Raw genomic sequence first — 13,680 nt, 5'->3', positions numbered from 1 at the left:
TCAGATCATCCTCGGGAAGGTGCGCCCACTTTCACGCCCCCACACCGAGGCTCATCCACAGGTTCTGATCATTGCTCTCCTCAGCTTGATGCACTTCCCACTGAATCAGTGCTCTAGCAAGCTTGTGAAAGTCTGGCGGGTCTTTCAGCAGATCATCAACAACCTGCACATTTCGCGCTTTAACGGGTGAGCGTTGCTTGCGTTTGGGCTTTCTATTCAAAACTCTCTTTAGGATGTCGCACAGCTTAGATCTGGAGTTGAGCCGGGCCACGCGGCGCACAAGTAGCGTTGCAACGGGCGTCCGTCTCTCCGCACCATGTTGACGCCGGAATCAACTAGCCGTGTTGCACCGATGCTCGAAATGCTCCATAAACTGTACATAAGGCTTGCGCGTGTAGGACTCAACATTGGTCCACGAGAACACCCGACAACAGACAGTATCAACCAAAGCTGCTGCGGCAATGAGCTATTGCCTAAAGTCATCGCCGCGCCGGCGTGAAGCGATATCCTTTCCTCTGTGCTTTCAGATCCGTACATCATTGCCACCGCGACGGAAACCGGCGAGAAGTACATTCAGACCGGAGCTGAGACGGGACATAAGATTCTCGGGCTGCCAAATCCCATGTCGCAACAAGACATCGAGATCCTCCATCTCGATCGCTACCGTGGCGACCACTTCAGACAGAGCGGCGGGTTTCCGTTCCAAACCGCGCTTGAAGGCAGCGATCCGCCTGATTTCTTTGTCAGTGGAGCGAACGGCACCGCATGGGGGCTCGATTGTGCCGTGTTCGCAGACCCGTATCGCAGGATGGCGGCAGACATGATGCGAATCTTCCGGAAGAAGCTACGGCGCTCCGCTGGGAAACGAGACTTTTCGAGAATTAGGGGCTGCGAGGTTTCGGTGCGCTTCAGCAAATCAATGGACGCACTTCCACCCAGGCCGAAAGACCGGGAAGCGATCATCGAATCGTTGCTCGAAGCGATGTGTACCTGCCCATACGACCGTGAGGAATGGATTGACCTGAGCGCCGGGATTACACGGAATCCCGACCGCCTGATCGGCAAATGGCCTGAAAATGATTACTCACTGGAAAATGGAGCCGGCTTCTACGTCAACCTACGCTACTCCGATGCTGAAAGTCGTTATCTGCCTTTAGGCTTTGAGGTCCGACTCAATATGCAATCCATCGACTTCGTGAGTGGCCTGTTCGCTCGACTGAACAAACTGGTGACCGATCACGACAAACCGAAGATTCAGCAGCTCTTGATCACAGCTGGTGGTCCGGATCAGTATGCACGTTGCTACGCCGAAGAGGAGATTACGGCCAGGTTTCTGCTAGATGAGCATCCAGACTTGCAGCCAGACGGGAAGGGGCTGGAAGTCAAACACCTTTGCCGGGTCACGCTTCACTCATGGGGCAGCAAGAACATCGTGGACTTGCCCCTGACAACGATCAGCGCCTAGCGCTGGCAAGAGTCAGGATAGTGGCTCGAAACAGCTATACGAACCCTGCGTCCAGCTCACTGATTGATCTGTACGCCCCCGAGAATAGGTTTGGCAACACCAGGTGCTGAGGCTACGCCTGAGCAATACTGGAACCACCGCGGCCAACAGCGACTGCATCAAGCTCCCCGGGCGGCTAGAGTTCGCACGGAACGACAATCAACTAGATGCCGTCGACATCAAAGAAGCCTCGGCAGCACGAGAGAGGAATAACAACATGCGGCATATAGTCGCAGTACATTTAGAGGGATCAGAGCATCTTGAACATATCGCAAAGCTCCGTTGGTACGAAGCTGCCAGCCCGTCATCATCTGATACGGGGCAATTGATGGGGTCGACACGTCAGCAGATGTACAACTTCATTAAGGGAGGCGGTCGGGGCTATGCCCTCAACCAGGCCAGGACACGATACGCAATGCTGCAGGCGGTCGACGGACCGCGCGTCCAGTACGTCAAGACGCTACCCGATCAGTACAAGTCAGACAATCTACTGTCACTACCGCGCTACTAATCACGTAAGCAGAATGCGCCTAATGCCACCGACGGTCGAACGGTTGACACACAAACACTGCCTCGACGACTAAGTTTTATACGGCCAGTCGCCCAAAGCATGGTGCTGGCACTCGTCAGGCCACGTGCACGGATAGATTGCGTAATTAGTGTTGTCAGGATTATCGGGACCGTCTTTAACGGTTATGTAACCCCTTGTGGCACGCATTGGATACGACATAATTCGAAACGAATGCCCCGCCGTATCGTAAATCTTTAGGTTCGTACCGCCGTCGAATGTTATCTCTAGATGGTAGGTGAGATTGATGCCGTAGAACGGGGCAACTGCCACAACGTTGAATCCGATTGATTCATTTTTCGCGAGAGTGACCGTCTTGTGGTCCAGCTAGTGCGTTGCGGTCGGGACACCATCGTCATTCTGCACGGGCATCGAGGTCGTCAGAGCCAAAATCGATTGCGAAATCTTCGCGTCCGACCGCACCTTGGGGAATGGCATAGTAAACAGTGCCTTCCGGTAAAGGTTCACGCGAGTCGACAACCGCTTCAATTTTGGTGATACGCACCGGCTTGTTCCGGACGCCGGTAAGCGTGAACGCAAAGCTAGAAGCCACCTGTGACGTCTGCATGTCATGCGTGTAGGGCATGTCAGGAGACTCCGCCCGGGCATCTCCAGGGAATCCGTTCTTCCCGTATCCTCGAACTTGACCTGGCGGGATGTCGATCTGCTCCGCAGACAGCCACGAAGCCCATGAACCCGGCGTACGATCTACGACGAAATTTGCGACTGGCGAATGCGCGTCACTCAACTCTTTATCAGATTGGAGACGATGCTCGTTCTCAACCGCCTGATCTGCACCAAAAGCGACGCCATAAACCAAAGCCGCTGAAACACCGACCACAACCGGGACCACTATCGTGACCACCGCGTGCTGCTGGAACGATCGCAGAAGATTCCACATTCTCGAATCAGGCTTCCCGTGTCGAGACATCTCGTAATTCCCCCTCAGACCGGCAGTCAGCCCCCGCGAACCGGTAGTCAGAATCTACCAACCGCGTCCGCATCACCGCTCATCAACGAGGGGGACGCGCGGACACTAAGGGACCACACCGCCTACCGAGCGCATTCTGACCCCGCGTGCTGCCAATAAGGACGGCACTGGCGTATTACTAGTGTTCCCTGGATGTGTCGAGTTGCGACAATCTCCGGTCGGCGGGGTAGGACTGTTGACATGGTCATAACAACCTCGCTGTTTTCTGCCGCCATGGGCGCGATCAGCATCACGCTCGCCTCCGCAGCACTCACATACACCGCCGTAACCAGGCGGCGAGATCGGCGCGAGAAGGAAGAAACTGAAAAGCGAGACCGCGGCGAAGCTGCGCGGCGAAGGCTTGAGGACCTGATCAGCCGGGCCGCCGCCGCCCCAACCTTCGCAGTGCTCAGAAGCGTCGAAGACGCAATGGCCGCCGAAGAGCCTTCCAGCGCGGACATCGAACTCCGCAGACTCCTAAGACTCGTATGTGACAACCGCTATATGGTGCTCTGGGTCGAGTCGTGCCGCGCTGACGTCGATAAGGCGCAGGACACGTTGACGGGCCTTCTCCCTCTAGGGCGCGATGGAGCGAGCGTGCTGGCTGCGGCACGAATGAACGCCGCGGGCGCGAATTTGATTGCAAACTTCCGAAAGGCGCTCGACGAAACGCAGCGCCTCGCACAGGCCGCCGACGCCAGCGCATACTCCTCGCGTAGCCCAGACGCCACTGTTGGTGACGCCAAGTAGCGTTCGATCACTTACGCCGCAGGAAGCCGGTCCAGCCGTATGACGGCCGTTTCGACAGGCGCATCAGCGACACACGAATGTGATTTACACCGGGCAGTGTTCAGATGGGGCAGTTGCATGGGCGAACTGCCCGCTGATGCCATCGGTGGCGATCCGGATCACGATCCATTGGGGCCTACCGGTGTTCATCGGCCAAACCCAGTTTCTCGGCGACGTCCACGACGGTCACAGCCACACAGCGATACCGAACTGTTCGATTTGCCGAACCGCTGGGCCGGTGATCACGCCAAAAACACCATACGCAAGTTGCTGCGTCGTACCTTAGACACGATAGCTACGGCTCGGCAATAGGGGGTACAGGTGAGCCTGGTCTATCGAGCACTCTGGCAAGACGACGACACTCAATTAATCGAGATGGTCCGAGCTCAGTTCATTGCATGGGCCAAGGACAAGTATCCGTCTCTCAAGATTGAAGATTTGGACGGCCACACTCAGTACGCCGCCAGTCCGGACACGGTTGAAATCGTGATTGAGCACGGTAAAGGTCACGTCGACGCGGACAACACTATGGAGGTCCTGAGAACCTCGTTGATCGAAACGCGCAATCATGGCGGATCGCGTTGGGAGACCAAAATCAGGTGCTGGAAGACTGAATCAGACGGCCGGCCGGGCTCGGTTGTTGGGTGGGTGTGGATCGACATTGCTGCGGTCGGCGACGACATTGATCCACGAAGCCTCTCCCCCGCGGCGCCGAAGATTGTCCGGTCTCTATTGGCCGCTTCACGCCCGGCCCACATCAATGGCATCCCGATTGATACTGAGATTCTGCGCTACTACGGCGCCAGTGAGGGCGAATCCCTCGCCGAGCTGATTACATCTATGGACAGGAAGCTGCCGATAGCAGTCTTCGCAGATACTCCTGAGCTTTATCGTCACCTGGCGGCGACCGCTCCATACACACTCGACGACATCGTGGGTCGTGTCAGCAACAGAATTGCCGGAATTGGCCGCGTTGCCGTGATTGACGCCGATGCGGCTGCGGCCCTCACGGATGCCCTCGGTGAGCCGCATGGGCTTTGGGGCGGCGCCTTCCGCATCTATATGCGCGACGTGGACCCAGCTGTTTCAAACGATGCAGGCAGGCACAGGTACGTTCTCGCGAGCCGCTACACGCAGCAACGCGATGCCGCAGCACAAATCATCGCCCGCGCGTTGGCTCCGGTTTCTGCTGTGCAACGGCCGCCAGCTAGCTTTGACCAGGCAAAAGAAATCCTGGATCACGCCGTTGCTGGTGACGACTTTGAAGCGCTCTACCACTTGGCGATCGAGGAGTCCGAGGATCGCAAGCGGGATATCATCGAGCTTCGGGAACAAGTCAAGCTACTCAGCGAACAAATTGACGGACAGGCAATCGACGCCGAGATCGCAACGGAGACGCTGAACAAGCTGCGCGCAGACAATGACTTCCAGTCGAGGCATGTCGACTACTTAAGACAACAGCTTTCGAGTCTCGACCGCGGCGACGGGTTCATGGGGACAGCGGCCGCGTATTCAGCAGTCATCCCGACTGAGGCCGCTAGCGCCTCGGAAGCCGTTGCGTTCGCTCGTCAGTTCCTCAGTGACCGCCTAACGATTCACGACAACGCTGTCGATCCTGCCGACCTAGCGAAGCTCGACTCTGCGAATGCGTCCACAGCCATTGCCGCCAACGCATGGCAAGGCTTTCGCGCACTCCATGGTTACGCGGAAGCGATGGCACGACCAGGGAACACCGACTCATTCTGGACCTGGTGTCAGAACACCGACCACCCCTGGAAATGGCGTGCAACGAAAACCTCACTCGCTATGCGGGAGTCAGAATCCGTTAGCAATCACCCCGAAATCCGGACGTTTCCAGTGGCTCCCGAAGTCGATCCGTCGGGCAAAATCTACATGGACAAACACCTCAAGTTCGACACGAACGGCGAGCATGCTCCTCGTATCTACTTCCACCTCGACGCCGAGACTGCGCATGTTCACGTCGGGTATTTCGGCCCGCATACGAAGCTGAAGAGCTCCACAAGCTGATCCCACACCCAGAGCACAAACACCTGCCGTCGGCGTATCTCGTGGATCTGGATGGTGGTCAGTATCCAATAAGGCTCACGTCACCGTTCGCCCAGCCCGGCAAGTGGCAGGAGAATCTGGATCGGGACGAAGCGGTACTGGGCAATACTGAATACACCTCACCGTCAGCGCGTCTCCAGTACGAGATGTCCGACGCGGGGCCGCTGAGACGCGCTAACACTCTGACTGGGCGTACAGCGTCCCATTCACCAGTACTTAGCGAACCTCGATGTGGAGGTGCTGCGACCAGTCCGCACTATCACTCATTGAAACGCCTAGGTCGCTAACCGATGCCCGGCAGCTATTGGGCCGCTTCATATGCCTCGACGATCTCAGCTTTAATCCGACCGCGGTCGGACACCTCGTACCCCTTCTTGCGAGCCCATTCACGGATCGCGACCAGCTGCTCTTTGGAAGACGCACCGTTCGCGCTGGCAGACTTCGCTTTTCCGCCTCGCCGACGGCCACCGACCTTCGTGGCGGCCTCAACGTATGGCTTCAGCGCCTTGTCCAGCTTCGCCACATTCGCCTCCGACAAGTCGATCTGGTAGTCGACGCCACGCAGCGAGAATGCGACCCGCTCACCAGCACCCTCCGGAATGTCAGCGCCACTAATATCGTCAATCAGTTGACGAAGAACACGCTCGGCCATCTAACACTCCTAATCGGTCGTAACTAACTATCCACACGATAGTAACCGGAGAAAACTAAGAATCTGGATTGTCACCGCCGGTGATATCACAAATAGGTCCTGTCGATTAGTCCGCGATGGGGCAACTATCGCTCTCCAAGCTTTTTCCCCTTAGTTGTCGGCGCGGTTGCTTATGCTCGCCTGATGGCACGACGGATGAAGGAAGCAGCGTTTCGGCAGGATCAGCAGGACCACCGGATGGACCCGCACATCGCGCCGATCAACCAACTCGTCGCTGACCTGCAGGACCCCGATGCCGGCCGCTGGCTTCCCGAGGTCGCCCCGATGCACGCCGGCATCGACGCGCTGGTCATTTCCGTACTTCGCGACCCAGGACCGAAAACCCAGGAGGCTACGGGCGGCTCAGGTTTTCTTTGCATCGAGAACGACGACCCAACTGCCGAGCGTCAACTTGAACTCTTTGAGCAGCATGGTATTTCAGCGCGGCAGGTACTCCCCTGGAATGCCTACCCCTGGTACATCCACCGGGCACCGAATGCGACCGAACTCACGGCCGGCGCTGAAGTGCTCTACAGCGTGCTCAATCTTGCACCGGACTGTCGGGTGGTCCTGCTGCAGGGCACTCACGCAGTCGACGCGTGGCGACGCCTCCTCAAGCAGCACCCCTCGCTCGCGCATCAGCGAGGCATTGAGGCCGTCGAGAGCATTCACCCAGGACGCCAGGCACTTTGGACCGCCGACCCCGTCGAACGCCAAGCCCGACTCGACAAACAGCACGCCGCGTACCGACGTGTCGCCACCGTCATCAACGAGAAGTGAGCGCCGCATCAAGCCAAAGGACGGGTCCGTCAGGTCAAGTTCGGCGACCGGAGCAGACCAGCAAGGCCGACAGTTTGGGCGCGACGATAGAGAAGGAGTTCATCGAACCCGGTCACTCAGCCAAGACTCTCGACGTACGTCCCGTCTTCAAAGAGCTTTTGGCATTCGTCCACGAACACCCAAACATCAAGTACGTCATCGTCTACATGCGGTCACGCGCCTTTCGCAACCACTTCGACGCTGCAACGGTCCAGGTACAGCTCAAGAAACTCGGCATCCGCCTGGTGTCGGCTAAAGAAGACTTCGGTGAAGGACCGACCGCCGTGGCGATGGAGGGCATGCTCGACATCATGAACGGCCTGCAGAACACCCTCCAAGGCCTCGGTGTGCAAACAAAGATGTTCAACAAGGCGAAGGCTGGCGGCACCGTCTCACTTGCCAAGTTGGGGTACAGGAACGTCCGCGTCGAGCACGAAGGATGGCTCATCAACACAATCGCACTTGACGAAGAGCGCGCACCGCTCGTGCGAAAGGCGTGGGAACTGTATGCGACAGGCGAATACAGCATCGAACGCCTCGAAGCCACCATGGCGGACATTGGGCTCACGGCTCGACCAACACAGCGAACCGCGAAAGGCACCCCCGTCGCGGCTTCCAAACTGCATCAGATGCTCAGCGACCCCGACTACTGCGGCTTCGTAGTCTACAAGGGTGAGATGTACACAGGGCGGCACGAACCCATCGTCACCCAACAGCTTTTCGACCGCGTCCAAGACGTGCTGAATGCGCGAAGCGCCTGTGGTCAGCGGGACCGGATACACAGCCACTACCTGAAAGGTTCGCTGTTCTGCGACCGCTGTCACAAGGCAGGTCGTACCGCTCGACTCATTTTCATGGAGGTCAGCGGTCACAGCGGCAAGCGCTACGCCTACTTCGTCTGCCGCGGCAGACAGGAGGGATTGTGTGACCTTCCGCATTTGCGAGTTGAGCTGGTCGAAGAGGCGATTGTTCAGCACTACACAACGCTGCAACTGTCGACTGGCTTTATCACCGACATGCGCAGTCGCATCGAGGATGCGATAGGCGACAGCCAAGCGGGTACGAGAGAGCTTCACGCCGGATTGACGCGACAGCTCGCGCAGATCGACAAGAAGGAATCACGACTCATCGATCTCGCGGCCGACGATGCGATGCCGTGAGACAAGATTCGATCCAAACTCAATGCTCTCAAGATGGAGCGAGCACGAGTTGAGGCTGGGCTGGCAACGGTCGGCAACGATCTGACGGCCGGCGCCCAAGCGTTGCAGGATGCACTCTCCCTCGCAGAAGAGCCGCAGTTGCTGTACGAGCGAATGCCAAACGACATTCGACGGCACCTCAATCAAACGTTCTACGATCGATTCCTTGTTGACGATCTTGAAGTCGTTCACGATCGCAAGACGTTGTTGTTCGACGAACTTCACCAAGCTGAACGCGTGTACGAACTGGCCAGAGGACAGGCGCGCACTGCACCTACGGCTACCAATTCGCTGCCGTCATCGGCCAACGACAGAGGCCCCCGACTAGCGAGGGCCTCTTATGCAACTTCCGGAACGGACTCACTTGGCTTGCCCGGTGTCTTTTCAGTCACTGGCTCAAGTAAAGCCGTTCTGGTCGGGCTGACAGGATTTGAACCTGCGACCACTTGACCCCCAGTCAAGTGCGCTACCAAGCTGCGCCACAGCCCGCGGCGCTACCGGACGAACCGGCAACGGTTGGAAAGCCTACCTCAGACCTCCCGCCGGACCCTAAACGGGTCCGGCGGCGCGTCAGCGGTCAGCGCTTGGCTCCGCGCTTCTCCCGCACCCGCACATTGATCTTGATCGGGCTGCCCTCGAAGCCGAACTCTTCACGCAGCCGGCGTTCGATGAAGCGGCGGTAGCCGGCCTCCAGGAAGCCCGTGGTGAACAGCACGAAGGTCGGCGGCCGCGAGGCCGCCTGAGTGGCGAACAGGATGCGCGGCTGCTTGCCACCGCGCACCGGCGGCGGCGTCGCGGCGACGATCTCCTTGAGGAAGGTGTTGAGCCGTCCGGTCGGGATACGGGCGTCCCACGACGCGAGCGCGGTCTCCAGCGCCGGCACCAATTTCTGCACGGCCCGACCGGTTTTCGCGGAGATGTTCACGCGCGGTGCCCACTGCACCTGCACCAGTTCGCGCTCGATCTCCTTGTCCAACAGGTACCGCCGGTCTTCGTCGACCAGGTCCCACTTGTTGAACGCGATGACGAGCGCGCGCCCGGCCTCGATCACCATCGACAGCACCCGCAGATCCTGCTCGGTCAGCGGCTGGGACGCGTCGATGAGCATGATCGCCACCTCGGCGGCGTCAATGGCGCCGTGCGTACGCACCGAGGCGTAGAACTCGTGACCACTGGCTTGGCCGACCTTACGGCGCAGACCGGCCGTGTCGACGAAACGCCAAGTCTTGCCTTCGAGTTCGATCAGCGAGTCGACCGGGTCCACCGTGGTGCCGGCCACGTCGTGGACGACGGACCGTTCGTCGCCGGACAGCTTGTTCAGCAGCGAGCTCTTACCGACGTTGGGCTTGCCGACCAACGCGACACGGCGCGGACCGCCTGTCCCGCTGCCCAATTCGGACACCGTCGGCAGCACTTCGAGGACGGCGTCGAGCAGGTCGGCCACGCCGCGGCCGTGCATCGCGCTGATCGAATACGGCTGTCCGAGACCCAGCGACCACAGCGCCGCCGCCTCGGACTCCACCTTCTCGTTGTCAACCTTGTTGGCCGCCAAGAACACCGGTTTGCCGGAGCGCTGCAGCCGCTTGGCCGCGGCCTCGTCGGCCGCGGTCGCCCCGACCACCGCGTCGACCACCAGGATGATCGCGTCGGCAGTGCGCATGGCGACAGTGGCCTGCTCGGCAACCAGCATCTGCAGCCCCTTCGCGTCGGGTTCCCACCCGCCGGTGTCCTGCACCATGAACCGACGCCCGACCCACTGCGCGTCGTACGACACGCGATCCCGGGTCACGCCGGGGATGTCCTGGACCACCGCTTCGCGGCGGCCCAGAATACGGTTCACCAGAGTGGATTTGCCGACATTGGGCCGCCCGACGACAGCCACCACCGGCGGCGGTCCGGCGTACTCCTCGAGGTCGGTGTCGAATCCCTCCGAGCCGACCTCCCAGTCGCCTTCGTCGAACCACACACCGTCGTCGTCGCTCATTGACGCACACCTACCTTCTGCTGCACGAGATCCAGCAGATGTGCCACCACACCAGCCTGGGTCATATCACTGGAATCGACCACGACCGCGTCATCAGCGGCCTGCAGCGGCGATACCGCGCGCGTGGAATCCAGATGGTCTCGGCGCCGGACATCGGCCAGCACCGCTTCGTAGTTGTCGGCCAAGCCATTTGCGACGTTCTGCGCGTTGCGCCGACGGGCGCGCTCCTCGGCCGAGGCGGTCAAGAAGACCTTGAGATCGGCGTCCGGCTTCACCACAGTGCCGATATCCCGGCCCTCGACGACGACCGAACCGGCCGCCCCGATCAGCTCACGCTGCCGCTGCACCAGCAACGCCCGCACCGCGGGAATCGCCGACACGGCGGACACTGCGAGGGTCACCGCCTCGCCGCGGATTTCGTCCGAAACGTCCTCGCCCGCAAGGAAGGAGTGGTCGTGATCGGGATCGAAGCTGACCGAGAATTCGGTCTGCTCGCACACCGAGACCACGGCATCGGCGTCGGCCGGGTCGATGCCCGCCCGCAGCACCGCCAGCGTCACGATGCGGTACATCGCACCGGTGTTGATGTGGTTGGCACCGAGTGCGTGCGCCAAATCCGTTGACACCGAGGACTTTCCGGTACCGGATGGCCCGTCGATGGCGATGACGATGGCATTCACAGGCCCACCGCCTGGTACAGCTCGCCGACTTCCTTGCGCGTCAGCGCCCGCAGGCTGTTGACCCGCTGGTCCCCCAGCGCCACCGTGCCGATGTGGGTGCGCACCAGTTCCTTCACCGGGAATCCGACCTCTGCCATGAGCCGTCGCACGACGCGATTGCGACCCTCGTGCAGCACGATCTTCACCAGAGACTTGCCGGCGGCCATGTCGACCACCGCGAATTCATCGACATGGACAGGACCGTCGTCCAGTTCCACGCCCTCACGCATCGTCTTGCTCAAACCGCGCGGCACCGTCCCCGCCACGGTCGCCAGGTAGGTTTTCGACACCTCGTACGACGGGTGCATCAGCCGGTGCGCCAGCTCGCCGTCGTTGGTCAGCAGGATCAGCCCCTCGGTCTCGGCGTCGAGGCGGCCGACGTGGAAGAGCTTCTTGTTGCCGCGTACCCGATGCTCGACCAGGTCGCCGATGCACGGCCGGCCCTGATCGTCAGACATGGTGGAGTGCATGCCTTTTGGCTTGTTCAGCGCCAGGTACACCAGATCCTCGTCGACGAGCACCCGGCTGCCGTCCACGCGGATCGTCTGCCGATCAGGGTGCACACGGGTACCGAGTTCGACGACGATCTGTCCGTCGACCTCCACCCGGCCGTCCAGGATCATCCGCTCGGCGACGCGGCGGGAGGCAATTCCCGCCTGCGACAACACCTTCTGCAGTCGCACGCCTTCTGTCGCGTCTTCACTGGCCATCATGTCAAGTCCCGATCTACGTCGAATTTGGCCGGCTCCGCAGCCGGCGCAGGGGTTCCGCCGAGTTTGGCGAAACGCGGTTCCTCAGAGAGGGTTTCAGTGATGTCGTCGATGACGTCGACATCAGGCAACAGCGGGGCGAGTTCCGGCAGCTCGGCCAGCGACGTCAACCCCAACCGTTCCAGGAACAATTCCGTCGTGGCGAAAGTTGTTGCGCCACTGTCGGCATCGGTGCCGGCCTCGATGATCAGCCCGCGCGCCGCGAGGGTCCGGATCACCGCGTCGACGTTGACGCCACGCACCGCGCTCACCCGCGCGCGGGTCACCGGCTGCCGGTAGGCGACCACCGCAAGGGTCTCCAGCGCGGCGCGGGTCAGCTTGGACCGCGCACCGTCGAGAATCAGCCGCTCGACATAGGGGGCGTACCGGGCCCGGGTGTACATCCGCCAGCCGCCACCGGCCTCGCGCAGGTCGATGCCGCTGCCGCGCTCGGCCAGCTCGGCGGCCATGCGGCGCAGCTTGTCCTCGACCCGCTCGGTCGACTCGTCGAGAGCGCTGGCCAGCGAGTCGACCGGAGCCGGGGTGTCGACCACCAGAAGCAAGGCTTCCAGCGCCGAGCCCAACTCGTCATCGGTGATCTCGGTGTCGATCTCGTCGCCGTCATCACCTTCAGCGGCGTCGTCGCCCTCAGCTGCGCTGTCGGCCTCGTCACCTTCGGTGACAGCGGCTTCGTCGGTCACACCGGCGTCAGGGTCGACGTCCTCGCCCACGCTGCTGTCCGCGGTTATCACCGCGTCGTTGTCTGTCATGAGTCTTCTTCCACCGCCGCTGCCAGATGCTCGTTCGTCGGCCGCTCCCCGGTCCACGAAACTTGCAGCACTCCAAGCGGTTCAATCTGCTCGAAGTTTACCGCCTTGGCACGGTAGAGCTCTAATAGCGCCAGGAACCGCCCGACGATCTCCATCCCGCCGTCGCAGTCCGCGACCAACTCGGTGAACGACGCCCACTCCCCGACGCCTCGATTCTCCAGCAGCCTCATGAGTTTCATCGCTTGCTCGGGCACCGACACCGCCTGCACGTGCAGGTGATCGACCCGCAGCGACGGCACCTGGCGCGGCGCGAACGCGGCCGCCGCGATCTGGGCGAACCGGTCAGCGTCGACGCCGAGCATCACCTCGGGCAGCAGTTCGGTGAACCGGTCCTCCAAGGTGACGGCACGCGGGTAGCTGCGCATCGCCGCGGCCTCGAGTTCGGCGAACATCAACGCGACGTGCTTGAACGCGCGGTACTGCAGCAGCCGTGCGAACAGCAGGTCGCGGACTTCGAGCAGCGCCAGGTCTTCCTCGTCGTGGACCTCGGCGGCGGGCAGCAGCCGCGCGGCCTTCAGGTCCAGCAAGGTCGCCGCGACCACCAGGAACGCCGTCGTCTCGTCCAGCTCCAGCTGGCTGCCGATCTCCTTGGTGTACGCGATGAATTCGTCGGTGACCCGGTGCAACGCCACTTCGGTGACGTCCAGCCGGTGCGCGAAGATCAGCTGCAGCAGCAGGTCGAACGGACCCTCGAAGTTGTTGAGCCGGACTTGGAAGCCCGATTTCTTGGCGTCCGGCTGATCGGCCGCCGGGCTCTCCGGCGCCGCATCCCCGGCCGTTTCGGTGGGAAT

The 13,680-nt window shown here is 60.8% G+C and carries 15 protein-coding genes and 1 tRNA gene; 7 read left to right on the top strand and 9 right to left on the bottom strand.

All coding sequences use genetic code 11. The features are described from left to right. The 3 genes from AC3WTE_RS31305 to AC3WTE_RS31295 form a co-directional block, all read left to right on the top strand. Positions 1 to 190 (top strand): hypothetical protein (locus AC3WTE_RS31305; RefSeq protein ID WP_492443430.1); only part of this gene is annotated, 190 nt, incomplete at its 5' end. A 327-nt stretch (positions 191 to 517) separates the two neighbouring features. After that, positions 518 to 1,465, top strand: coding sequence for a hypothetical protein (locus AC3WTE_RS31300; RefSeq protein ID WP_492443428.1), 948 nt, complete (start codon positions 518 to 520; stop codon positions 1,463 to 1,465). A gap of 256 nt (positions 1,466 to 1,721) precedes the next feature. Further along, on the top strand, positions 1,722 to 2,015 hold the full coding sequence (locus AC3WTE_RS31295) for a DUF3892 domain-containing protein (protein ID WP_492443436.1): 294 nt from the start codon (positions 1,722 to 1,724) through the stop codon (positions 2,013 to 2,015). A gap of 412 nt (positions 2,016 to 2,427) precedes the next feature. Here the strand turns inward: AC3WTE_RS31295 and AC3WTE_RS31290 are convergent, their stop codons facing one another. Beyond that, entirely contained in the window at positions 2,428 to 2,973 is a 546-nt protein-coding gene (locus AC3WTE_RS31290; protein ID WP_492443426.1) for a hypothetical protein, read from the bottom strand. A 270-nt stretch (positions 2,974 to 3,243) separates the two neighbouring features. On the opposite strand from AC3WTE_RS31290, the gene AC3WTE_RS31285 reads away from it, so the two are divergent. Further along, a complete protein-coding gene (locus AC3WTE_RS31285) occupies positions 3,244 to 3,792 on the top strand; it encodes a hypothetical protein (protein ID WP_492443424.1) in 549 nt (182 codons plus the stop codon). Between the two features lie 360 nt (positions 3,793 to 4,152). Continuing rightward, positions 4,153 to 5,859, top strand: coding sequence for a hypothetical protein (locus AC3WTE_RS31280; RefSeq protein WP_492443423.1), 1,707 nt, complete (start codon positions 4,153 to 4,155; stop codon positions 5,857 to 5,859). Positions 5,860 to 6,199: 340 nt separating this feature from the next. Here AC3WTE_RS31280 and AC3WTE_RS31275 read toward each other — a convergent pair whose 3' ends face one another. Beyond that, on the bottom strand, positions 6,200 to 6,550 hold the full coding sequence (locus AC3WTE_RS31275) for a histone-like nucleoid-structuring protein Lsr2 (RefSeq protein ID WP_492443422.1): 351 nt from the start codon (positions 6,548 to 6,550) through the stop codon (positions 6,200 to 6,202). Between the two features lie 237 nt (positions 6,551 to 6,787). Here AC3WTE_RS31275 and AC3WTE_RS31270 point away from each other — a divergent pair, with 237 nt between their 5' ends. Together AC3WTE_RS31270 and AC3WTE_RS31265 are read left to right on the top strand one after the other, a co-directional pair. After that, positions 6,788 to 7,369 (top strand): uracil-DNA glycosylase, encoded by a 582-nt coding sequence (locus tag AC3WTE_RS31270; RefSeq protein ID WP_492443420.1) that lies wholly within the window; start codon positions 6,788 to 6,790, stop codon positions 7,367 to 7,369. Then, positions 7,366 to 8,568 (top strand): recombinase family protein, encoded by a 1,203-nt coding sequence (locus AC3WTE_RS31265; protein WP_492443418.1) that lies wholly within the window; start codon positions 7,366 to 7,368, stop codon positions 8,566 to 8,568. The genes AC3WTE_RS31270 and AC3WTE_RS31265 overlap by 4 nt, the downstream gene beginning before the upstream one ends. On the opposite strand, the gene AC3WTE_RS31260 is transcribed toward AC3WTE_RS31265, so the two are convergent. The 7 genes from AC3WTE_RS31260 to AC3WTE_RS31230 all read right to left on the bottom strand — a co-directional run bounded on the left by AC3WTE_RS31260 (position 8,527) and on the right by AC3WTE_RS31230 (position 13,680). Beyond that, a complete protein-coding gene (locus tag AC3WTE_RS31260) occupies positions 8,527 to 8,832 on the bottom strand; it encodes a hypothetical protein (RefSeq protein WP_492443416.1) in 306 nt (101 codons plus the stop codon). The genes AC3WTE_RS31265 and AC3WTE_RS31260 overlap by 42 nt on opposite strands. Positions 8,833 to 9,019: 187 nt before the next feature. Further along, a tRNA-Pro gene (locus AC3WTE_RS31255) sits at positions 9,020 to 9,096 on the bottom strand. A gap of 88 nt (positions 9,097 to 9,184) precedes the next feature. Next, on the bottom strand, positions 9,185 to 10,591 hold the full coding sequence (der, locus tag AC3WTE_RS31250) for a ribosome biogenesis GTPase Der (RefSeq protein ID WP_492443414.1): 1,407 nt from the start codon (positions 10,589 to 10,591) through the stop codon (positions 9,185 to 9,187). Beyond that, a complete protein-coding gene (gene cmk, locus AC3WTE_RS31245) occupies positions 10,588 to 11,271 on the bottom strand; it encodes a (d)CMP kinase (RefSeq protein ID WP_492443412.1) in 684 nt (227 codons plus the stop codon). The genes der and cmk overlap by 4 nt, the downstream gene beginning before the upstream one ends. Then, a complete protein-coding gene (locus tag AC3WTE_RS31240) occupies positions 11,268 to 12,020 on the bottom strand; it encodes a pseudouridine synthase (RefSeq protein WP_459370376.1) in 753 nt (250 codons plus the stop codon). Before AC3WTE_RS31240 ends, cmk begins: the two co-directional genes overlap by 4 nt. After that, the gene (gene scpB / locus AC3WTE_RS31235) at positions 12,020 to 12,829 is read right to left on the bottom strand and encodes an SMC-Scp complex subunit ScpB (protein ID WP_492443411.1); all 810 of its coding nucleotides are present in this window, start codon (positions 12,827 to 12,829) and stop codon (positions 12,020 to 12,022) included. The genes AC3WTE_RS31240 and scpB overlap by 1 nt, the downstream gene beginning before the upstream one ends. After that, positions 12,826 to 13,680: a segregation/condensation protein A gene (locus AC3WTE_RS31230; RefSeq protein WP_492443434.1), complete on the bottom strand. Its 855-nt coding sequence runs from the start codon at positions 13,678 to 13,680 to the stop codon at positions 12,826 to 12,828. Before AC3WTE_RS31230 ends, scpB begins: the two co-directional genes overlap by 4 nt.

This window comes from Mycobacterium sp. FW102-FHT13B02, assembly GCF_058790275.1.
The sequence above is the reverse complement of the archived record's forward strand: the minus strand, read 5'-3'. Positions and strand labels throughout refer to the sequence as shown.

Coding starts and splice junctions, on each gene's coding strand:
- AC3WTE_RS31275 (WP_492443422.1), bottom strand. CDS start 6,550: ATGGCCGAGCGTGTTCTTCGTCAACTGATTGACGATATTAGTGGCGCT.
- AC3WTE_RS31240 (WP_459370376.1), bottom strand. CDS start 12,020: ATGGCCAGTGAAGACGCGACAGAAGGCGTGCGACTGCAGAAGGTGTTG.
- AC3WTE_RS31285 (WP_492443424.1), top strand. CDS start 3,244: ATGGTCATAACAACCTCGCTGTTTTCTGCCGCCATGGGCGCGATCAGC.
- AC3WTE_RS31295 (WP_492443436.1), top strand. CDS start 1,722: ATGCGGCATATAGTCGCAGTACATTTAGAGGGATCAGAGCATCTTGAA.
- AC3WTE_RS31290 (WP_492443426.1), bottom strand. CDS start 2,973: ATGTGGAATCTTCTGCGATCGTTCCAGCAGCACGCGGTGGTCACGATA.
- scpB (WP_492443411.1), bottom strand. CDS start 12,829: ATGACAGACAACGACGCGGTGATAACCGCGGACAGCAGCGTGGGCGAG.
- der (WP_492443414.1), bottom strand. CDS start 10,591: ATGAGCGACGACGACGGTGTGTGGTTCGACGAAGGCGACTGGGAGGTC.
- AC3WTE_RS31270 (WP_492443420.1), top strand. CDS start 6,788: ATGGACCCGCACATCGCGCCGATCAACCAACTCGTCGCTGACCTGCAG.